The organism is Streptomyces sp. NBC_01214 (genome assembly GCF_026340975.1).
Taxonomy (GTDB): Bacteria; Actinomycetota; Actinomycetes; order Streptomycetales; family Streptomycetaceae; genus Streptomyces.
This window is the reverse complement of sequence record NZ_JAPEOS010000003.1, coordinates 593,467-612,786: the sequence shown is the minus strand read 5'-3', so window position 1 is coordinate 612,786 and position 19,320 is coordinate 593,467. Positions and strand designations below refer to the sequence as shown.

The following is a 19,320-nucleotide window of genomic DNA, read 5'->3' as shown; positions in this document are numbered from 1 at the left end:
CGCCATGACCACCCCCCACGCCCTCAGCGCCCACCAGGCCCACACCCGCCTGCACGAGCTCACCGTCCTCGACGTCCGCACGCCCGGCGAGTACGCCGCAGGTCACCTGCCCGGCGCCGTAAACATCCCGCTCGACCAGATCTCACGCGCCCTTCCCGCCATCCACCACGCCGCCGACCGCGGCGACATCCTGGTGGTCTGCGCCTCCGGAGCCCGCTCCAACAGCGCATGCAAGACGCTCGCGGAGCACGGCATCGACACCGCCACCCTCGCCGGGGGCACCGGCGCCTGGGCCGCCGCGGGCCATGACCTCCACCGCCCCGAGCAAGGCTCGCGCACTACGTGGGGCATGGAACGCCAGGTCCGCCTGACCGCCGGCGCTCTCGTCCTCGCGGGCCTCGGCCTCGGCCTGCTCCACCCCGCCTTCCAGCTCATCTCCGCCGCCGTCGCCGGCGGACTGGCCTTCTCCGCCCTCACCAACAGCTGCGGCATGGCTGCCGTCCTCGCCAAACTCCCCCACAACCGTCCGCGGCATGGCGACCTCGATGCCACACTGGCAGCCCTCCTCGATCACCGACCCCGGAGGTAAATACCCCCTGGGGTACCATGGACACGGACAGCACACCCATCAGGAGGTACCCGGTGAAGGTCGACGACGACGCGGTCAGCTCAGTCCTCAACCGACTGCGCCGCGCCCAGGGGCAGCTCGCCGGTGTCATCGCCATGATCGAAGCCGGGCGGGACTGCAAGGACGTCGTCACCCAGCTCGCTGCCGTCCCCAAGGCCCTCGACCGCGCCGGATTCAAAATCGTCGCCAGCGGCATGCGCCAGTGCATGAACAACGCCGATGAGAGCCAGGCGCCCATGACCGAGGCAGAACTCGAAAAGCTCTTCCTCACCCTGGCCTGACAACCATCCGAAAGCCGCGCGAGGCCGATATTTCGCCATGGCCCCCGGCCTCGCGCGGTCCGTGGTCGGCGCACCGGAGGTGACATCCGTGCCCGCCCCATGGACACGGAAGCGGAGGTCGCACTGGGTCGTACTCCGCGAGCCCACGCAACGGGTCGGCCACGCGCCTCCATCCGATGGTCGCTAACCGGATGGTTGGTCGCGTACCAGCGGGCACATCATCCGGCCATCCGCGGGCAGCGCGGTGAACGGATCTACAACCGATCCGACGCGGCAGGTACGCAAGCACACCGCAATCGTCCCTGGCTTCCCTCTCGGCGGCATCCCCATGAGGAGCCCGCCTCACCCGGACCGCAGCCGGTGAATCCGTGTGCCGAACACGCGCCAGCGCCGCTCGTTGTCGCGCACGAGTGTTGCCGATTCCGCGAGGAGGTCCGCCGCTCGGTCGAGCAGCTCGGACGCCGAGTAGAGGTAGGCGGGGGCGTTCCGCTCGGACCGGAGGTCGGACCGCAGCGCCGCAGGAGAGAACGCGACCCGGTCCAACAGGTCAAGGGAGCGGCGCAGCAGCCTGGCCACTAGCGCCAGCAACCCCGCCGACTGCCAGTCGTTGGCGATGATGCGATGGCGCTCCCCGAGCAGATCGGCAAGCGCCGGATAGGCTGCCAGCAGGCCTACGGCCTCCCACGCCTGCTCCATGGCGTGCGCGAGCCAGATTCCGGTCTGGTCGCTGTCCTCCGCAAGCTCCCTGACATCCCGCTTCAGCCGCTGGAGCTCGACGGGCTCGTCCTCCCCTTCCATGAAGAGGATCCCCGACTCCGCGACGAGCCCGGGGGCGTTCAGATCCTCCGCACCGGCGAACGGATTCCCTGCCGACTCACCGACGTCGGTCACGCTCCACCGGCCTGCCAGCGACTTCAGTGCCCGGGACCTCGACTGAAGCTCGTCCGCCTGCCGCAACGGAGCCTGCGAGTAGAACTGCTCGTGTTCTCGATGGAACCGCGCGAGGTTGGCGATCACTTGCAACAGCGGTTCGGGAGGGATGGTCAGCGCCTCGTCCTCGGGCATGTGAGAAGTGTGCGCCCAGGACCCCGCCCGCCCGAATGACAACACGCCGCCGGTCAGGAACCAAGGCCCCTCTCAGAAGGAGGCCGGTCGCGGCAGCACCACCGAATCCTGGCGCGGCAGCAGCCGTTGCGGCGCCCTCATCAGGAGCGCAGGCTTCTGTACAGGCGGAGCCGAACCCATCCGGGAGGCGAACGAGAGTATGGCGCACCCCGCAGACCACCGCACTACGGGCAAGGAGCGCAGCACGGCGGTGCTGGATGTGCGGGGCCTGGTGCGCGCGAGCCAGCAGAGCACCGTCGCGGCCGTACTGGGCCGTCGGCCCGGCGTGCTCGACGTCGAGGTCAACCCGGTGGCGCAGTCGGCCACGGTCGTCTTCGACCCTCGGCGGACCTCGCTCGCCGAGCTGCGCGCATGGGTGACCGAATGCGGATACCACTGCGCCGGCCAGTCGGTGCCCTCGCACGTCTGCGATCCGATGCAGGAACCGGACCCGCCCGGCTTCACGGCTGCGCCGCAGCGCCCGCAGACGACGCCCGTGACTACAGCAGGCGCGCGCTCGCCCGACGAAGCGAAGGAGCACGACGGCCACGGCGAGATGTCTATGGCGGCGATGGTCGCCGACATGCGCCACCGCGTCCTGGTCGCGGTGGCGTTCTCCGTCCCGATCGTGGTCTGGTCGCCGATCAGCGAGGAGGTCTTCGGCTGGCACGTGCCCGTTCCGTTCGGCTTGCGCCAGGACGTGTGGGCATTGTTGCTGAGCCTGCCGGTGATCTTCTACTCGTGCTCGATCTTCTTCGTCGGCGCTGTCCGGGCCCTGCGTGCCCGTACGTTGGACATGATGGTGCTCGTGGCGGTCGCCGTCGGTGCCGGCTGGCTGTACTCGCTGATCGTCACCCTGACCGGGGGCGGGGACGTCTTCTACGAGGCGGCCACCGTGCTGGCCTCCTTCGTCCTGCTGGGCCACTGGTTCGAGATGCGTGCCCGCGGCGGTGCCAACGATGCCATTCGTACTCTCCTGGACCTCGCCCCGTCGAAAGCCGTGGTCCGTGGTTCTGCGGGACGGCGAGCCCGTGGAGGTCGCCCGCCGAGGTGGTCGTCGGGGATCTGCTGCTCATACGCCCCGGGACGAAGATCGCTGCGGACGGGATCGTGGAGGAGGGTGAGAGCGAGGTCGATGAGTCGACCGTGACCGGGGAAAGCATGCCCGTGCACAAGGGCCCCGGCTCCCTGGTGGTCGGCGCCACCCTCAACGCCAACGGCACACTGCGGGTGCGGGCGACCAAGGTCGGTGCGGACACGGCGCTGGCCCAGATCGTCAAGCTCGTCCAGGAGGCCCAGAACTCCAAGGCTCCCGGTCAGCGGCTCGCCGACCGGGCCGCCTTCTGGCTCGTCCTCGTCGCCCTCGTCGGCGGCGCCCTCACCCTGGCCGTATGGCTGCTCGCCACCGACCGGCCCTTCGGCGAGGCCATGCTCTTCGCCATCACCGTGGTCGTCATCACCTGCCCGGACGCACTGGGCCTGGCCACCCCCACCGCGATCATGGTCGGGCCCGGGCTGGGCGCGCAGCGGGGCGTGCTGTTCAAGAACGCCATGGCCCTGGAGGCGTCCGCAGGCATCCGCACCGTGGTCATGGACAAGCCGTTGCCCCCGTACCGAACCTGCTCTCAGCAGCCTACGAAGCCGCCGGAAAGCGGGCGCCACCCTCGCTCGCCGAACTCCAGCTCCTGCGGATATAGGGACTCCTCCTGCTGCACGCCTTCCGCGTCCGCGCAGTGCCCGTTCCCTCCGCACTCGATCACTGGAGTCAGCGAAATGAACACGAACCGATCCGTACCGCGTCGTGCGGCCCTGGCCGCCACCGCGGCCGCCGTCGGCCTGATCCTCGCGGCCTGCGGCACCGACGACAGTACGAACACGGCCGGCACCGCTGCCGGTACTTCCACGACCACCCCGGCTCCCTCCGAGGCCGAACAGCACAACAAGGCGGACGTCGCCTTCGCGCAAGGGATGATCCCCCACCACCGCCAAGCCATCGTCATGTCCGACATGGCCCAATCCCACGGCGCCTCCAATGCGGTCAAGGACCTCGCCGAGAGGATCAAGAAGGCGCAGCAGCCGGAAATCGACGCCATGGCCGGCTGGCTGAGGGCATGGGGCGAGAGAGTGCCCTCCGGCATGGATGGCATGGGACACGGCGATGACGACTCCACCCTGCCCGGCATGATGGATGACGAGGACCTCAACCGCATCGGGAGCGCGCGGGGCAACGCCTTCGACACCATGTTCCTGATCCATATGATCGAGCACCACGAAGGCGCGATCGACATGGCGGAAACCGAGAAGCGGCAAGGCCTCTACGGCCCGGCCAAGACCCTTGCCGACGACATCATCACCTCCCAGACCGCCGAGATCACCCAGATGCGCGAGATGCTCAAGAACGGCTGACCATGCGGTGTGGATGGCCTGAGTGCGCCTTGCCGGCTGACACCGTCACGGGCAATACGCACGGCGCGTGAGTGACCCGGGCACCGGCCCGAAGGTCCCCCGTGTCTTCTGGTGGTGCGGAGACACCGGACCGCCTTCGGCGTCCGGTGTCTCCGCACGGTCCGGTTAGAGCTTTGCGATGTCCTTGTGGATCACTTCGATCCCTCCGTCGTGGTAGGCAACCAGGCGGATCTTGAGCTGATATCCCTTGGGCGCCTTGATGATCTGGTTGATCGTCTCCCCGAGGCTGCCGCCGTGACATGGAGGCTCTGAATTGAGGGCGGTCCAGCCGTCCCCCACGTCCTTCGGGTCGTTCCACTCCACCCAGACGCAGTCGGGCTCGCCGGAGAAGGCCTGCAGCGAGATGATCTTGACCGAGTTCACCGCGCCGTCGACGCGCTCATAGGTCACAGTCGCGGAATTGCGGTGGAGGCCGGCGCCGGCCTCCAGGTTGACCGTACTGACCAACGTGTCAGCAGCGGCCGGGACCGCTCCTCCCGCTATCGTCGCGGCCATTGCCGCAGCGGTGACAGACAGGGCTGATATGCGCATGTTCCGTCTCCAAGAAGCTAGTTGAGGGAAATTCACCCTAGCCATGCATGCGGGCTCACGGTCCGACAACATCCGCCAATCGGCCGGAATCGAACCTCACCTCGCGTACACGGCGGGTCCGGTCCCCGACATCGCAAGGCGGAGGTGCTCCTGCGCACTGTACGGACTCGGGAACCTCCGACAAGGCAATCAGGTGCGGTGCCGGGCGGCCATAGACACGAATTCCGGCTGCTCAACGACGTGACGTCAGGAAGTGACTGCGACCGCCACGTCTGACCGGCGGGCACCGCGTGACCACAAGCGGCACGGACAGCCCACAGTGCGAAGCTGGCCCCCTGCCGAGCGTCAGCTCTCACTTCGCCGGCGTCAGCCGGTCCCTGGTGGTCACGATTGCAGCAGCGAGACTTGAGCGAAGGCGGAGAGCGAGTCGACGGCAATGCGCTCGCCGTCCTTCAGCAGGATGCCGAAGACCACGCGGAGCGTGCCGAAGTCTTGGATGAGACGGTGGTTTGGGATTTGGGCAGCCACCTGCTTGAGGAGCTTGGCCCGTACCTCCGAATCGCTCAGCAAGGTCTCCACTGCGACCACGCCTTGGGCGAAGAGGTGGTTGAGGGGGCGGTACTGGAGGTGGCCTTCTTGACGCAGATCAGCTGACCGTCAGGGCCCAAGACATCGCAGATCTCCAGCCCTCCACCCTTGAATTTGCTGGTGTGGCCGACGGCCGGGGCCGGTCGTGGCGGAAGCCGGCTCAGGTGTGGAGGCGGCTGTTGGGGCCGTCCCGGTCCCGGGCGCTCTCGTCGTTGAACCAGTAGCCCCCGGCGGCCAGGTACCGGAAGGAATGAGTGCCCTCGCTGGGCAGCTCGACCGTGACGGCGCGCTTGCCGTCCTTGCGGGCCTTGAGCGTGTGCACGCCGGGCTGCCAGCCGTTGAAGTCGCCCACCACGCTGACCGGCCCCGACGGGTTGTCGGCGGGAAGGATGAAGGTGACCTCGGTGCGGTCCTTGCGCAGCGTGCGCTCCAGCATGGGTGCTCCTGACGGGCGGTAGTGGATGGGTGCGTCGCCCATCGTGGGTGGTGCGCGCACGGCCCGCACGCCGACCCGGCCACCCGCGTCCCGGTGTCGCTCGCCCACCACGCCAGGTGACACCAATGGCGCGGAACATCACGCAAAGTGTCATCCTGGCGGGTAGGAGTCCTGTTCCGCAGTAGCGCCAGGAGCCGATAATCGATAATCGATGCCCAGCAGGCTGTGCCGGGGGTGCGTTGTCGCGCAACGACGCAGGCTCTGGTTCAGGAGTCGCGGATTGTGCTGGAGTGCGCGGACGAGCACTCGATCATGGAGGTGCCGCGTCGGCGCATGGCCGACAAGACCGTCATCGACTGCACGCACGGCGGAATGCGGCAACTGGTCACAACCGGTTGCTCGTGCGATAGCAGCTCGCGCACTTGTGGCCAGAAACACCCAGGGCTCTGAGAATGTCGACGTGCGCTGGCCAAGACCGCGACCGCGTACCGCGTACCGCCTTCGTTGACCGGGAGAGAAGATGACCATCAAGGACATCGGGCCGGAACCTCAAAGCTTCGACCTTGAGAAGGCGACGCTTGAAAACACGGACTATCGCGCCGTCGCCTGGTCTGGGAAGTATCTTCAGTTGACCCTCATGTCGATCCCGGTGGGTGAGGACATCGGCTTGGAAGCACACCCGGAGACTGACCAATTCCTACGACTCGACGCAGGCCGGGGCCGCGTCCAGATGGGCCGCGCGAAGGATCGACTCGACTTCGACCAGGAGGTCGAGGATGGTTGGGCAATCTTCGTACCCGCCGGCACTTGGCACAACGTCACCAACATCGGTGACGAGACCCTGCAGCTCTACGCCGTATACGCACCGGTCCACCACGCGTCGGGCAAGATCCACGCGACAGCCGCCGACGCGGAGCGCGACGAGGACTCAGGCGACGACGAGCCGGCAAGCTGGTCGGCCCAGCCTGACCAACAGCCATCGGACGAGCACGCCTGACCACCGAGGCTCATCGCGACAGTAGTTCCTCGCCCAGAGGCGAGCCGGGAGAATCACGCTCCTCCCCTCCGCCCGTACACCCATCTGGCCCCACGGCACGCGACGTTCCGCTCGACCTCTGAAGGCATGGACGTACCTCTGCGGCAGTCAGCGACCGGCTCGGTGCTCGATCTGTCCGCAAAGTGCGGAGCCCGCGTTCCTCCGCAACGGGCGTCGGCCTGCTTACAGCCTCGACCGTTCGTTCCGCAGTGCAAAAGCGTTCCAAGAAGGCCGATGCAACGCTGTCCCCGTCCGAGCTGGACGACGAGATGGCCAAGGCCGCACGTTCTTGCCCCGGGTGCCGCAGCTGTCACCGCCTACCCGATGCTCCTGTAGATCCAGATGCCGAGGAACAGCCCCAGCCGTGGGCCGGCATGCAGGTGACGTCAGGCTGTTTCAGTATGGAAGTCGGGTCGGACGTGTCGCTGTCCACGGAGGTGAGTGCGATGACGCTTCTGGCGCGGCGCCGGACCGGTGGCCCGGTGGAGCCGGACCCGTTCTTCGGCCGCACGCACCAGTTCTTCGGCGCGCCACGGGCGCGGCACGCGCCGCTCCGGCCGATGCGGGTACCAGGCCATGCTCCCCTCGGCGGTGAAGAGCGAGGACGTCGGTACGGCTCCGGCCGACGATACGCTCACGGTCACCGCTCCCAAGGCGCAAGCAGCCACGGCACGGGGTGGAGAACGGCCGCCGTGAGCCTGAGCGAGCGGACATCGGGCATTGCCAGGCTCCACGCGCTCAACGCCCGGCACGGTGGTCAGGAGCCGAAGCTCTTCCTGGCAGCGGCCGGGATCGGGAACGGGATCGACCGCAGCGCGTGGGAACAGGCCCCGATCTCCTCGAGCTGCAGTGAGCGGGGCCATGCTCAGCGGACGGTGCGCCGGGCAACGGTCGGCGCGACCACCTGGGTACCGCGATGAGGTCGGCCGCGACGCCGGAACCCACCACAGCCAGGAGTAGCGACGGTGCAGGAGGATCGGAGAGGGCGGCCGAGCCGTCGATCCTCACCTTGACGATGAATCCTGCGGTCGATCTCTGCTGGGAGGTCGAGCATCTCGAGGACATCGGCAAGAACCGTGCCCGGGTCAGGTCGGTGGCCGCGGGAGGTGGAGGGATCAACGTCGCCCGTCATGTCGTGCGGCTCGGAGGACGAGCCACCGCCTTCCACACCGCCGGAGGCGAGGTCGGCCTGCGCCTGAACCGGCTGCTGGACGAAGAGGGCATCGACCACGTCGCCGTCGCCATCGACGACGACACCCGCGAAGCACTCGTGCTGTTCGAGGCCGAATCGCGCCGCGGCTACCACATCGTGCCACCCGGCCCGCACCTGCACGAGCACGAGGGGCGGCGATCCCTGGATGCGCTGGTGCAAGCCGTTGGCGGTTGTCCGTACGTCGTGGCCAGCGGCAGCCTGCCCGGCGGCTTGCCCGACGACTTCTACGCAGCCGTCGCCCGCCGTATCAGGGAAGCCGGATCCCGACTGGTCCTGGACACCTCCGGGCCGGCGCTCCGCGGAGCACTCGCGGAGGGCGTGTTCCTGCTCAGGTGCAACCGGACAGAGGCCGAGAGCCTGACCGGCCGGCCCGTCCGCGACTTCGACGATGCCCGGGCCCTCAACGAGCACCTGCTCACGACAGGGGCCGCCGAGATCGCCGTCACCACCCTCGGAGATCTGGGCGCACTGTGCTCGACCGGCCACGGCCACACCGAGCTCTACGCGCCGCCGCTGCCCGGCGAGCCCCTGAGCGACGCCGGAGCGGGAGACAGCATGGTCGCCGCCCTCATCACACAGCTGGCCGCCGGAGAGGAACCCGTCAGCGCCTGCGCGCTGGGGGTGGCGGTGGCTGCCGCAGCGATGCTCACCCCCAGCACCGAGCCCTTCGACCTGGACGTGGCCCGATCCCTCCGCTCCCAGGTGAGGACCAGGTACCAGACCGATGCACGACACCAGGGCGTTTGACCCTGCCCAGCCCCGTGCCGTTTGGTCGGCCTCTCAACCACATTCCGTTCCCCGTGCTCACAAGCCGACCCTGCCCCCACAACCGAGTCGGGGTGTGGCGCTGCCGGTGGTGCTGAAGCGACGACAGTGCCGACCTCGTGATGCGAGCGGGCCTGCGGTTGGGAAGACTGGAAGCATGGCGACCAAGGCAGTGCTTGAGGGCGGCCCGGACGATCTGCCCGAGCGGGTCGTTCCGATCTCCGACCCCGGACAGGACCTGAAGATTCCACACCGCGGTGGGTACGAGCATTTCAAGATCACGTCGCGGCACCAGGACAGCTCGGAGGGGCAGCTGGCGGTCTACGAGTGGTGGGAACGGACAGAGATCGCCGAATGAAACGGACGGTCAAGTCCCGGTCGTCGGCCCGATCAGGTCGTGAGGACCTTGGCCGGCGGTCACTTCCCACCGTGCTCCTCACCCGCGGAGACGGTCGTTAAAGCACGGGGAGGATCGTCAGGGCCGCGACGATCGGGAACATCCGGCGCGCGCCCCAGCGGTCGGTGAGAGCACCGACCGGGATGCGGCCGAGCGAGCCCACGATGACCGGTACGGCCACGATCAGGGACTGCTGGAACGAGCTGAGATCCAGATCATCGCGGAGCGCCGGCCCGAGAGGCGCCAGCAGAGCCCACGCCCAGAAGCAGAGCGTGAACCCGATCGTGGCCAGGGCCAGCATCCGTACCGGCTGCCGGGAAGCCTCGCCATGTTCCCTGCGTCTGTCGGCGTCCCGCATCATCCCTCTTCCTCTTGGCCCTGCCGCAGCGCCAGAGCGGGCTCGGTTGGGGTTCAGCCGGCGAGCATCGTCCGCATCTGGGCGATCTCGGCGGTCTGGGAGGTGATGATGCTGTCAGCGAGGGCCTTGGCAGGTCCGTAGGCCCCTTGCTGCTTCTCCGTCTTGGCCATGTCGATCGCGCCCTCGTGGTGCTCGATCATCATGGTCAGGAACATGGTGTCGAAGGCGTTGCCCTTGGCGTTCCCGAGCCGGTTGATGTCCTGGTCACCCATCATCCCGGGCATGCCGGAGTTGTCGTCGCCGTGCCCCATGCCGATGCCGGTGGGGACCTTCTCGCCCCATGTCTTGAGCCAGCCGGTCATGGTGTCGATCTCGGGCTTCTGCGCCTTCTTGATCTTTTCCGCGAGTTCCTTGACCTCGCTGGACGCACCGTGGGATTCGACCATGTCGGACATGACGATGGCCTGCCGGTGGTGGGGGATCATTCCTTGCGCGAAGGCGACGTCCGCCTGGTTGTGCCGGTCGGCCTCTGTAGCGGCCGGGGCGGCGGTGGTGGTCACGGCAGTGGTGCCGGCCGTGCTCGTGCTGTCGTTGCTGCCGCAGGCGGCCAGGACCAGGCCGGCAGCGGCCGCGGTGGCCGCCAGGGCCGCGCGATACGTCAGGGATCGGTTCGTGTTCATTTCGCTGAGCTCCAGTGATCAGATGCGGAGAGGAAGGCTGTGTGCGGCGCCGTAGGGGCGTGCCGCAAACGGCGCTCCTATATCCGCAGGAGCTGAAGTTCGGCGAGTGAGGGCGGTGCCCGCCCTCCGGCCGGCTCGTAGGCCACCGCGATCGGCAACGGAGCCGGGGCATCGGCGGAGCCGTGCGCCGTGGTGGTGACCGGCTCGGTGTCTGCTGCGGCGATGCCGGGAGAACCCGGTAGAGCAGTGGACGCGCACATCTGGTCCGTGTGGATGACAAAGCGGCCAGTGTCGCGATCGTCGTCGGGGCATCGGTACTCCGCACCGAGGTCGGCGGGGGCTGCCGCCACGTGGTGGGCGGTGTGCTCGGTGGCGCCTGCCGAGGGCAGGGCGGCGGCACCCAGGGCGTGCATGCCGAGCAGCCCGACAATGACGGCGAGGACGAGCAGCGAGGAGAGCCGCAGCACGGGCTGCGGCCGCGTGGGGAGCTCGCGGCTGGTCACATTTCCCACGGTAGGACGCACCCGTGTACTACGCAGCGCAGCACGACCCGGATCACTGGCCACCACGAACGTCTCCATCGGCTGGGCCAGTGGGGGGCGGGCGGGACAGGCGGAGGCGCTTGAGGACCTCGTGGGGTCCGTCGCCTGGAGCGTCCTCGAGGAACCGCCCGGGCGATCCCGAACGTACGCCGTTGCGGTACCGAGTCTGCGAGTGGAGCCTCGTAACGTGGGGCGACCCGCGGGGCCATGCCGACCCTCCCCCCGGACCCGGTCGCCTGGAAGACGGCCGTCCACCCGGGCCGGGGCAACCTCCCCCCGGCTGGATCACCCAGCGTACGAGCACCACTGGCCCCACCTGACCCGGCCCACGCCACAAGAACCCTCGCCGACACGCGTCACAAGCCCCGACGAAGACAAGGCCAGACCGGATTGCCGGTCTGGCCTTCTCGTACGTCAGCAACATCCGGACGGGCCTCGCAGTTCGCCTTCCAGGCCCCGGATCGATGTCCGCAGCACATGGTTTCGGGCCGCTCGCGCTGAGGACGATGGTCACTCGGGATCGTCCCCATCATGTGCTTCGCCGGGTGCCGGTGCGTCGTAGCGGTCGGGGTCGGCGTCGTAGGCGGCCGCACACCGGGCGGAGCAAAAGAAGAGGTGGCCGGTGGCGGTCTCTCGCCGCTCGGTAACGGTGGCCGGGTCCAGGCGCATGCCGCACACCGGGTCGACCACGGTGGTGTGGTCGCCTTGCCCAGGCGCGTGATGGTGCTCGGTCCGGTCGGCCGCGGATTCGACCCGGGGCTCGACCGGCGCGGGTGCGGCGGATGGCAGTGGTGCGGGATGCCAGCGGCGCAGGCGGGAGGAGTTGGTGACGACCGACAAGGAGGACAGGGCCATCGCGGCCGCGGCGATGATCGGGCTCAGGCGGATGCCCCAGAGGGGGTAGAGGGCGCCTGCGGCGAGCGGGACGCCGACGGCGTTGTAGACCAGGGCGAAGAACAGGTTCTGCCGGATGTTGCGCATGGTGGCCCGGGAGAGCCGGATGGCGGTGACGACGCCCGTCAGGGAGCCGGAGATGAGGGTGATGCCGGCGGCCTCGATGGCGACATCGGTGCCGGTGCCGATGGCGAGCCCGACGTCGGCGGCGGCCAGTGCGGGGGCGTCGTTGATGCCGTCGCCGACCATGCCGACGGTGCGGCCCTCGGCCTGGAGGCGGCGGATCTCGTCGGCCTTGTGCTCGGGCAGCACCTCGGCCAGAACCCGCTCCACCCCGACCTGGGCGGCGATGGCGGCGGCGGTGCGGGCATTGTCGCCGGTGAGGATCACCGTCTCGATGCCGAGCCGGTGCAGGGCGGCGACGGCCTGGGCGGAGTCGTCTTTGACAGTGTCCGCGACAGCGAGGACTCCGGCTGGCCGGCCGTCGACGGCGACGAGTACGGGGGTCTTGCCCTGGGCGGACAGCTCGGCCGCGACCGGGGTCAGGGGGCTGGTGTCGATTCCCACGTCCGCAAGCAGGCGGGCCGTTCCGACCAGTACGGCGCCGCCGTCGACGGTGGCCTGGACGCCCTTTCCGGTGACCGAGTCGAAGCCGCTCGCGATGGGGACGGTGAGTTTCCGCTCCCGGGTACTGGTGACGATCGCGCCTGCGAGTGGGTGCTCGCTGTCGGCTTCGGCCGCGGCCACCAGCGACAGCAGCCCGTCCTCGGTGAAACCGTCGGCCGTCTGAACGTCGGTCAGGGTGGGCTTGCCGGCGGTGACCGTGCCGGTCTTGTCTAGAACGACGGTGTCGAGCTTGTGGGCGGTCTCCAGGGCTTCGGCGGAGCGGATGAGGATGCCGGCCTGGGCGCCCTTGCCGGTTCCGACCATGATGGACAACGGGGTCGCCAGGCCCAGCGCGCACGGGCAGGCGATGATCAGCACCGCGACCGCGGAGACCAGGGCGAGCGTGAGCGCCGGGGCGGGCCCGAGGGTGTACCAGAGCGCGAAGGCGGCGATCGCGATGGCGATGACGGCCGGCACGAAGTAGGCGGAGACCGCGTCGGCCAACCGCTGGATCGGCGCCTTGGACGCCTGTGCCTGCTGCACGAGGCGGATGATCTGAGCCAGCATCGTGTCGGCGCCCACCTTGGCCGCTCGTACGCGCAAGGACCCGGTGCCGTTCACGGTCGCGCCGATGACCGTGTCCCCCGCGCGTTTGGTGACCGGCATCGGTTCGCCGGTGACCATGGACTCGTCCACCGCAGAGGAACCGGACAGCACCTCCGCGTCGACCGGCACCTTTTCCCCGGGCCGGACGACCACCTCATCGCCGACCGCGACGTCTTCCACCGGAATCTCGGTCTCGACCCCGTCGCGGATCACCCGAGCCGTACGGGCTTGCAGCCCGAGCAGGGCCCGGATGGCTTCACCGGTGCCGGCCTTGGCCCTTGCCTCCAGCAACCTGCCGAGGAGGATCAGGGTGAGGATCACCCCGACGGCCTCGTAGTACACCTCGCGCACGTCCTCGGGCAGCAGCGAGGGGGCGAGGGTGACCAGCAGGCTGTAGCCGTACGCGGCCGACGTGCCGAGGGTGATCAGGGAGTTCATGTCCGCGCCGCGGTGGCGAAGGGTCAGCCAGCCCGTCACGTGGATCGGCCACCCGGTGTAGAACATGACCGGCGTGATCAGCACGAGCTGGAACCAGTGGTTCAGCATCCAGCCCGGAACCCAGTCCGCGCCGAAGAGTTCGTGGGCCATCACGGCGAACAGCACCGGCGCGGTGAGCACCGCGCCGAGGGCCACCCTGCGGGTCAGGTCCTTGATCTCCGCCTGCCGCTCAGCGGCTTCCGCAGCCTCCGCCTCGGCCGCCCCCCGCTCCTCAGCGGCCGGGGGCGCCCCGGCTGCCGGTGCCGGAGGCGTGCTCGCGCCGCCGTGCCCGCCCGGCGCGGACGGCACATTTGCGGATTCCTCGTCCGGTTCGACGACCAGCGTGCCGTGGATCATGTTCATCCCGCAGGCGAACCCGAAGGACCCGGCCTCGGACGGATCGACCCGCACGGCGGTGCGCACATACGCCGGCAAGCCCGCGCTGACGCGCAGGTCCGGGAAGACGACCCGGCTGGTGCACTCCCCGCTCTCCTGCCGGTCGAAGACCAGCTCCAGCGGGATGCCCTGGCGGACCCGGATGACGTCGGGGCTGTAGCCGCCCCGCACGGTCACCTCGACCCGCTGCACCCCGCCCTCCAGCCTCGCGCTGCGGGCCCGGCGCGGGCCGAAGAAGAACCAGACAAGACCGGCGATCAACACGACGGCCAGCGCGACAACGGCAACATCGGCGGCATCCATGGCAGACCGTCCCTCCTGCGGAAAACCCCTAGGCCCAGGGTCAGCCCGCCTGCCCCTACCGGGTAGGGCTGACCGAACCCCGGAGGGGACCGACCGGCCCTGTGCCGAACGCCCTGTGCCGAACGCCCTGGGCGGCGCGACCGTGGCAGTACAACGCCTGGGACAGCTGGCCCACTGGCCACGGCCCGAAAGCCGGGAAGGTGTGAGCCGTGATGATGTTCTGGTACGACCACAATGTCAGCGGGTGGGGCTGGTTCGCCATGTCGGCCAGCATGATCCTGTTCTGGGCCCTGATCATCACCGCCGCCGTCCTGCTCTTCCGCGCCTTGAACCGCGCCCACGAGCACACCCACCCCTACACCGGGCCCCCGCCCGAGCAACTGCTCGCCGAGCGGTTCGCCCGCGGCGACATCGACGATGAGGAGTACCAGCGACGTCTCGCCGCTGCGCTCCTCCGGTCCGCCCAGCCAGCCCGGACAGCCTCCCAAGAAGTAGTGAGGACCGGCCGTGAACAGCAACAAGAACTACGGCCTGTACGCGATCGCGCTGGCCATCGCCCTGGTCGGCGCACTGGCGCTCGGCGTGCCCATCGGCACCCTCGCCATCCTCCTCATCGCGCTCGCCCGCGGGTCGTGAGGACCTGGCTCGTGAGGCACTCACCCGGCGTACGGCAGTGGGCGCGCAGATCAGCGACCTGGAGGTCCAGCAGGCGTCGCTGAAGGAGCAGGAGGAGAAGCTGACCCTGGCGACGCAGCGCCTGGAGGCGAAGGTGGACGCGTTCCGTACCCGCAAGGAGACCATCAAGGCCACCTACACCGCAGCCGAAGCGCAGACCAGCATCACCGAGGCCGTCACCGGCATCGGCGAGGAGCTGGGCGATGTCGGCATGGCCATGCAGCGCGCCCAGGACAAGACCGAACAGCTCCAAGCGCGCGGGTGCGCTGGACGAACTGATCGCCTCCAGCGTTCTGGAGGACGCGACCTTGTCGGCCGGGCGGGACGACATCCAGGCCGAGCTCGAGCGCGTGACCGCGGGCCAGGACGTGGAGACCGAGCTGGCCCGGATGAAGGCGCGGCTCCCGGCCTCCTCCGCCCCGGCAGCAGTCGAGGGCGCTGGAGCCCCCAAGGATGAGGAGGCGAATTCATGATCATGCGAATTCTCGGCGAGGGCCAATACGAGATCACCGAAGAGCACGTAGCCCGGCTCAACCAACTGGACTCCGCCCTCCAGACAGCCGCCGACGCGCACGACGACGTGGCCTTCACCACCGCCCTGTCAGCCCTGTTGGACGCCGTACGCACCCTCGGCACACCACTGCCGGACGAGCGGATCACGCCGTCCGATCTGGTGCTGCCCGAGCAGGGCACCAGCCTCGCGCAGGTGCGGGAGCTGCTGTCCGACGAGGGCCTGATCCCGGGGTGATGGCGATGCGCAGCCGTTTCGAGCCCGACCGGCAGCTGACCGCCCGCATGGTGGTCACGATGTTCCTGCTCGGGCTGGTGTACGTGGCGTTCATCGCCGCGCTGATCGCGCTGCTCAAGTCCGTCGTCCTGGTGGTCGTCATCGCCGCCGCGCTGCTGGGCGCCCAGTACTGGTACTCCGACCGGATCGCCCTGTACGCCATGCACGGCCGCCTCGTCACGCCCGAGGAACAGCCCGTGCTGCACGGTGTCGTCGACCGGCTGTGCGCCGCCGCGGACATGCCCAAACCCCGCGTGGCCGTCTCCGACATGGACCTGCCCAACGCCTTCGCCACCGGCCGCAACGCCGACAACGCCGTGATCTGCGTGCCCACCGGACTGCTGCGCCGCCTGGAGACCGAGGAGCTCGAAGGCGTCCTCGCCCATGAGCTCTCCCATGTCGCGCACCGCGATGTCGCGGTGATCACCATCGCCTCGTTCCTGGGCGTGATGGCCGGGCTCGTGGTCCGCTTCGCGTTCTACTCCCAGCTGTTCGGCGGACGCAACCAGCGCGACCAGAACACCGCCGTCGTCTTCATGGCCGTGATGGCGGTCTCCGCCCTCGTCTACGCGGTCAGCTACCTACTCATCCGCGCGCTGTCCCGCTACCGCGAACTGGCCGCCGACCGGGCTGCGGCCATGCTGACCGCGAAACCCTCCGCCCTGGCCTCGGCATTGACCAAGGTCAGCGGCGAGATCGCCCGGATCCCGACCCAGGATCTGCGCACCGCACAGGCGTTCAACGCGTTCTTCTTCACCCCCGCCCTCGGGCCCGGCACGACCGTGGCGAACCTCTTCTCCACGCGCCCCACCCTGGAACGCCGCCTGGAGGCACTTGCGGACATCGCCACTGAGCTCGGCGGACCGGGCAGTCCGGGGCCGTGAGAAGGAGCTGATCCCCGTGGGTTTCTGGGACGTCCTGTTCGGCCGCAGCAGACCGGTCAAGCCCGACCTGGACCAGCTCTTCGGCCTGCCCTCGGCGGCGATCACTCTCCAGGCCGCCATCGGCTTCACCCCGACCGGCCTGGGCGCGGTCTGCTTCGCCGCCATCGAGGGCGGGGCCTTCGCACAGGTCCAGCGGGAGGTACGCGCTCTCCTCGATGCGGACACCGAACGAGCCGGCACGCCGGTGGAGTTCAGCCGCGACGAGTACGGGTACTCGTGGCTGCTGTCCCGCCGCAATCCCGACGAGCTGCCAGCCCTGGTCAACGACCTGCACGCGGTCAACGCCGCCCTGCAGAACAGCGGCTTCGGCCCACAGCTCCTGTGCTCCCTGGTCACCTTCCACGACGCCGAACTACGCCCGCTCGCCCTCGTCTACCTCTACAAGCGAGGCGCCTTCTACCCCTTCGCTCCGCTGCCCGGCCAGAAACGCGACAACCCGCTGGAACTCCAGGTCAAGGCAACCATCAAGGACGACCTGCGGATCGAAGAAGACCTCGGCCGCTGGTTCCCGCTCTGGGGCGCCCCCGGCCTGTGACGAGGTGACACCGTGACAACATCGGACGCCCGTCGCAGAAACGAGCCTCTCTACGACCGTACGGTGCTGGCGGCGGCCGGAATCGAGAAGGCGTACCGGCGCGGCCCGTGGCCCGCCCGGCGCCGCGTCCCGGTGCTGAACGGCGTCGACCTGACCCTGGCCCCGGGTGAGGTGGTCGGCCTGGTCGGGGAGAATGGCTCCGGCAAGAGCACACTGATGAAGATCCTCGTCGGAGCCCTGGCCGCCGACGCTGGGACCGTGACCCGCAGCTGGCGGCTGTGCCACTGCCCCGCCAGGAACCGGTCCTCTACGAGCGCCTCACCTGCGACGAACACTTCGAGTTGTTCGGCCATGCCTACGACTTGTCCAGGGAGACGGAGGCGCGCTCCCGCCGCGAGATCTACACCGCGCTCGGCTTCGAGCGCTACGCCAGTACCGGGGCGGACCAGCTCTCCGGCGGCACTGCGGCCAAGCTGAGTCTAGGCCTGGCGCTGCTGGCCGACCCCGAGGTTCTGCTGCTGGACGAGCCGTACGCCGGCTTCGACTTCGACAACTGCCTCAAATTCTGGGACCTGGTCGCCGCGCCGCCGGGCTGGACGCACCGTGCTGATCATCAGCCACTTCGCGGTGGAGCGATGACCAGCCGGTCGATCGCCCGCCGGTTCCTCACCAACGCCTCCCGTACCCCCACCAACCTGCTGGTACTCGTCCTCGTACCCGTGGTGTTCGTGGTGGCGGCCGCGGGCCCGATGGCCGATGCCGCCGAGCTGCTCGGCGGCCCTGGAGGCCCGGCTGTTCAGACCGCAACGGCCGGCTAGTACTCCAGCTGTAGTTCTTGATCACTGTTGCGGAGCGACCTGTCGTTGCCGCCGCCGGTCGTCGATCGTGGGTGGCCTCATCTGTTCCGCTGCGCCGGGCGGACTGGAAGGCTGAGCTCATGGCTTCGAGCATCGTCGTCCACACCGAGTATCTGCGGACTGGTACGAGCGCCCTCTGGGTTCGGTTGCGGGAACTCCTTCAGGACCAGGGGCTTGACCCTGAGGTGACGGTCGTCGTTGGCCTCTTGCAGGAGGGCCCCGATCACGAGGATGGCCAAGCCTCCGGCGACGGCAGGGTCTTACAGGTTCAGCCTCTTCTATTGATCAGAAACGGCTCGGGTTCTCATCAACAGGAGGGGTCTTCACCGGGGTCGCCTGATCCGCCTCGATGGTCCTGGCCGCCTCGGCTGCTTCCCGGAAGGTGACGACCGCCTCGCCGTTCTCCCGCGCCCATGCGGTGAGCATCCTGATGGGCTTCTCCAGGGTTCGCCCGAGATCGGTCAGGCCGTACTCCACGCGCGGCGGCGCCTCGGCGTACGCGTGCCGCTCGACGAGCCCGTTGGCTTGGAGCCGGCGCAACGTCTGGGTCAGTACCTTGCGCGAAATGCCACCGCTCAGCTCGACCAGCTCGCCGTGGCGCAACGGGCCGTCGGTCAGCGCGAAGAGCGTGACCATGGACCACTTGCTGGCGATGATCTCCATGGCCAGGAGAGCGGGACAGTCGGCGAGGAAGGCAATTCCGGGTCGCAGGCTCATGCCCCGAAGGTTACCTGGAGGTACCTGGTGGCCGCCTATCGTCGTCGAGGTGCGCACGCCCCTTACTCGCATCTCGCATGATTGAGGTTTCAGCCATGTTCGTCTCCCTTGCCGTCGTCACCGTGTTCATGTCGGCGCTTCTCCTGGTATCGGCTGGGGCCAAGTCTCTGCGGACGCGGCACATCACCGAGCAGATGTCCACCCTCGGAGTGCCGCAGAGCATGATGGCTTTCCTGATCGGCGCTCAGATCGCGGGCGCGGCCGGTGCGATCGCCGGACTCTGGTGGGGACCCATCGGAATCGCCGCCGCGATCGGCCTGACGCTCTATTTCGCCGGGGCGGTCGCCTTCCACCTGCGCGTCGGCGACCGCAAGGGCGCGTCTCCGGCGGTGGTCCTCACCATGGCCTCCGTCGCCCTGATCGTGCTGCGTGCTGCCACCCTCTGACAGCGGACAGCCGGTCTGACGCTGGCCTTGATCGTGCTGAGTGAGGTCGGTC

At 68.8% G+C, this 19,320-nt stretch carries 21 protein-coding genes and 4 pseudogenes; 16 read left to right on the top strand and 9 right to left on the bottom strand.

Annotated features, from left to right (window positions below; translation table 11 throughout):
* Window positions 1-4: 4 nt before the first annotated feature.
* Window positions 5-589, top strand: coding sequence for a rhodanese-like domain-containing protein (locus tag OG594_RS39025; RefSeq protein WP_266607128.1), 585 nt, complete (start codon window positions 5-7; stop codon window positions 587-589).
* A gap of 53 nt (window positions 590-642) precedes the next feature.
* Window positions 643-909 (top strand): metal-sensitive transcriptional regulator, encoded by a 267-nt coding sequence (locus tag OG594_RS39020; protein WP_266607127.1) that lies wholly within the window; start codon window positions 643-645, stop codon window positions 907-909.
* 342 nt (window positions 910-1,251) lie between these two features.
* On the opposite strand, the gene OG594_RS39015 is transcribed toward OG594_RS39020, so the two are convergent.
* Window positions 1,252-1,974, bottom strand: a complete 723-nt coding sequence (locus OG594_RS39015) for a hypothetical protein (protein WP_266607126.1) — start codon at window positions 1,972-1,974, stop codon at window positions 1,252-1,254.
* A gap of 199 nt (window positions 1,975-2,173) precedes the next feature.
* On the opposite strand from OG594_RS39015, the gene OG594_RS39010 reads away from it, so the two are divergent.
* Window positions 2,174-3,163: a heavy metal translocating P-type ATPase gene (locus tag OG594_RS39010; RefSeq protein ID WP_266607125.1), complete on the top strand. Its 990-nt coding sequence runs from the start codon at window positions 2,174-2,176 to the stop codon at window positions 3,161-3,163.
* Entirely contained in the window at window positions 3,064-4,419 is a 1,356-nt protein-coding gene (locus tag OG594_RS47215) for an HAD-IC family P-type ATPase (protein ID WP_323185425.1), read from the top strand. The genes OG594_RS39010 and OG594_RS47215 overlap by 100 nt, the downstream gene beginning before the upstream one ends.
* Window positions 4,420-4,584: 165 nt before the next feature.
* Here OG594_RS47215 and OG594_RS38995 read toward each other — a convergent pair whose 3' ends face one another.
* The 3 genes from OG594_RS38995 to OG594_RS38985 form a co-directional block, all read right to left on the bottom strand.
* Window positions 4,585-5,010 carry a hypothetical protein gene (locus OG594_RS38995; protein ID WP_158711884.1) on the bottom strand — a complete coding sequence of 142 codons (426 nt, stop codon included), beginning with the start codon at window positions 5,008-5,010 and terminating at the stop codon, window positions 4,585-4,587.
* Window positions 5,011-5,394: 384 nt separating this feature from the next.
* Window positions 5,395-5,655, bottom strand: a complete 261-nt coding sequence (locus OG594_RS38990) for a DUF6119 family protein (RefSeq protein ID WP_266608789.1) — start codon at window positions 5,653-5,655, stop codon at window positions 5,395-5,397.
* Between the two features lie 103 nt (window positions 5,656-5,758).
* Window positions 5,759-6,034 (bottom strand): isoamylase early set domain-containing protein, encoded by a 276-nt coding sequence (locus tag OG594_RS38985; protein WP_266607124.1) that lies wholly within the window; start codon window positions 6,032-6,034, stop codon window positions 5,759-5,761.
* Window positions 6,035-6,554: 520 nt separating this feature from the next.
* Between OG594_RS38985 and OG594_RS38980 the strand changes: the two genes are divergently transcribed.
* From OG594_RS38980 to OG594_RS38970, 3 genes are all read left to right on the top strand, one after another.
* Window positions 6,555-7,031 (top strand): cupin domain-containing protein, encoded by a 477-nt coding sequence (locus OG594_RS38980; RefSeq protein WP_189970037.1) that lies wholly within the window; start codon window positions 6,555-6,557, stop codon window positions 7,029-7,031.
* Between the two features lie 1,048 nt (window positions 7,032-8,079).
* Window positions 8,080-9,030, top strand: a complete 951-nt coding sequence (locus tag OG594_RS38975) for a 1-phosphofructokinase family hexose kinase (RefSeq protein ID WP_266607123.1) — start codon at window positions 8,080-8,082, stop codon at window positions 9,028-9,030.
* Window positions 9,031-9,205: 175 nt separating this feature from the next.
* Window positions 9,206-9,406 carry a DUF5988 family protein gene (locus tag OG594_RS38970; RefSeq protein WP_266607122.1) on the top strand — a complete coding sequence of 67 codons (201 nt, stop codon included), beginning with the start codon at window positions 9,206-9,208 and terminating at the stop codon, window positions 9,404-9,406.
* Between the two features lie 100 nt (window positions 9,407-9,506).
* Here the strand turns inward: OG594_RS38970 and OG594_RS38965 are convergent.
* The 4 genes and pseudogenes from OG594_RS38965 to OG594_RS38950 all read right to left on the bottom strand — a co-directional run.
* Window positions 9,507-9,746, bottom strand: a pseudogene (locus tag OG594_RS38965) (MFS transporter); the annotation flags it as partial.
* Between the two features lie 110 nt (window positions 9,747-9,856).
* Window positions 9,857-10,483 (bottom strand): DUF305 domain-containing protein, encoded by a 627-nt coding sequence (locus tag OG594_RS38960; protein WP_266607121.1) that lies wholly within the window; start codon window positions 10,481-10,483, stop codon window positions 9,857-9,859.
* 77 nt (window positions 10,484-10,560) lie between these two features.
* Window positions 10,561-10,986 (bottom strand): DUF6153 family protein, encoded by a 426-nt coding sequence (locus OG594_RS38955; protein WP_266607120.1) that lies wholly within the window; start codon window positions 10,984-10,986, stop codon window positions 10,561-10,563.
* A 549-nt stretch (window positions 10,987-11,535) separates the two neighbouring features.
* Window positions 11,536-14,307: a heavy metal translocating P-type ATPase gene (locus OG594_RS38950; RefSeq protein WP_266607119.1), complete on the bottom strand. Its 2,772-nt coding sequence runs from the start codon at window positions 14,305-14,307 to the stop codon at window positions 11,536-11,538.
* 212 nt (window positions 14,308-14,519) lie between these two features.
* Here OG594_RS38950 and OG594_RS38945 point away from each other — a divergent pair.
* The 8 genes and pseudogenes from OG594_RS38945 to OG594_RS38910 form a co-directional block, all read left to right on the top strand.
* Window positions 14,520-14,753: pseudogene (locus tag OG594_RS38945) on the top strand (SHOCT domain-containing protein); the annotation flags it as partial.
* A 61-nt stretch (window positions 14,754-14,814) separates the two neighbouring features.
* Window positions 14,815-14,943 (top strand): hypothetical protein, encoded by a 129-nt coding sequence (locus OG594_RS38940; RefSeq protein ID WP_266608916.1) that lies wholly within the window; start codon window positions 14,815-14,817, stop codon window positions 14,941-14,943.
* Window positions 14,933-15,455 (top strand): annotated as a pseudogene (locus OG594_RS38935) (PspA/IM30 family protein); the annotation flags it as partial. The gene OG594_RS38940 and the pseudogene OG594_RS38935, both read left to right, overlap by 11 nt.
* On the top strand, window positions 15,452-15,730 hold the full coding sequence (locus tag OG594_RS38930; RefSeq protein ID WP_266607118.1) for a hypothetical protein: 279 nt from the start codon (window positions 15,452-15,454) through the stop codon (window positions 15,728-15,730). The pseudogene OG594_RS38935 and the gene OG594_RS38930, both read left to right, overlap by 4 nt.
* A 5-nt stretch (window positions 15,731-15,735) precedes the next feature.
* Window positions 15,736-16,653: a zinc metalloprotease HtpX gene (gene htpX / locus OG594_RS38925; RefSeq protein ID WP_266607117.1), complete on the top strand. Its 918-nt coding sequence runs from the start codon at window positions 15,736-15,738 to the stop codon at window positions 16,651-16,653.
* 16 nt (window positions 16,654-16,669) lie between these two features.
* A complete protein-coding gene (locus OG594_RS38920) occupies window positions 16,670-17,248 on the top strand; it encodes a hypothetical protein (protein ID WP_266607116.1) in 579 nt (192 codons plus the stop codon).
* A 12-nt stretch (window positions 17,249-17,260) separates the two neighbouring features.
* Window positions 17,261-17,500, top strand: a pseudogene (locus OG594_RS47210) (ATP-binding cassette domain-containing protein); the annotation flags it as partial.
* Between the two features lie 26 nt (window positions 17,501-17,526).
* On the top strand, window positions 17,527-18,066 hold the full coding sequence (locus OG594_RS38910; protein WP_266607115.1) for an ATP-binding cassette domain-containing protein: 540 nt from the start codon (window positions 17,527-17,529) through the stop codon (window positions 18,064-18,066).
* A gap of 324 nt (window positions 18,067-18,390) precedes the next feature.
* On the opposite strand, the gene OG594_RS38905 is transcribed toward OG594_RS38910, so the two are convergent.
* Complete coding sequence (locus OG594_RS38905; protein WP_266607114.1) at window positions 18,391-18,822, bottom strand: helix-turn-helix domain-containing protein; 432 nt, start codon at window positions 18,820-18,822, stop codon at window positions 18,391-18,393.
* Between the two features lie 95 nt (window positions 18,823-18,917).
* On the opposite strand from OG594_RS38905, the gene OG594_RS38900 reads away from it, so the two are divergent.
* Entirely contained in the window at window positions 18,918-19,268 is a 351-nt protein-coding gene (locus tag OG594_RS38900) for a DoxX family protein (protein ID WP_123082018.1), read from the top strand.
* Window positions 19,269-19,320 lie beyond the last annotated feature (52 nt).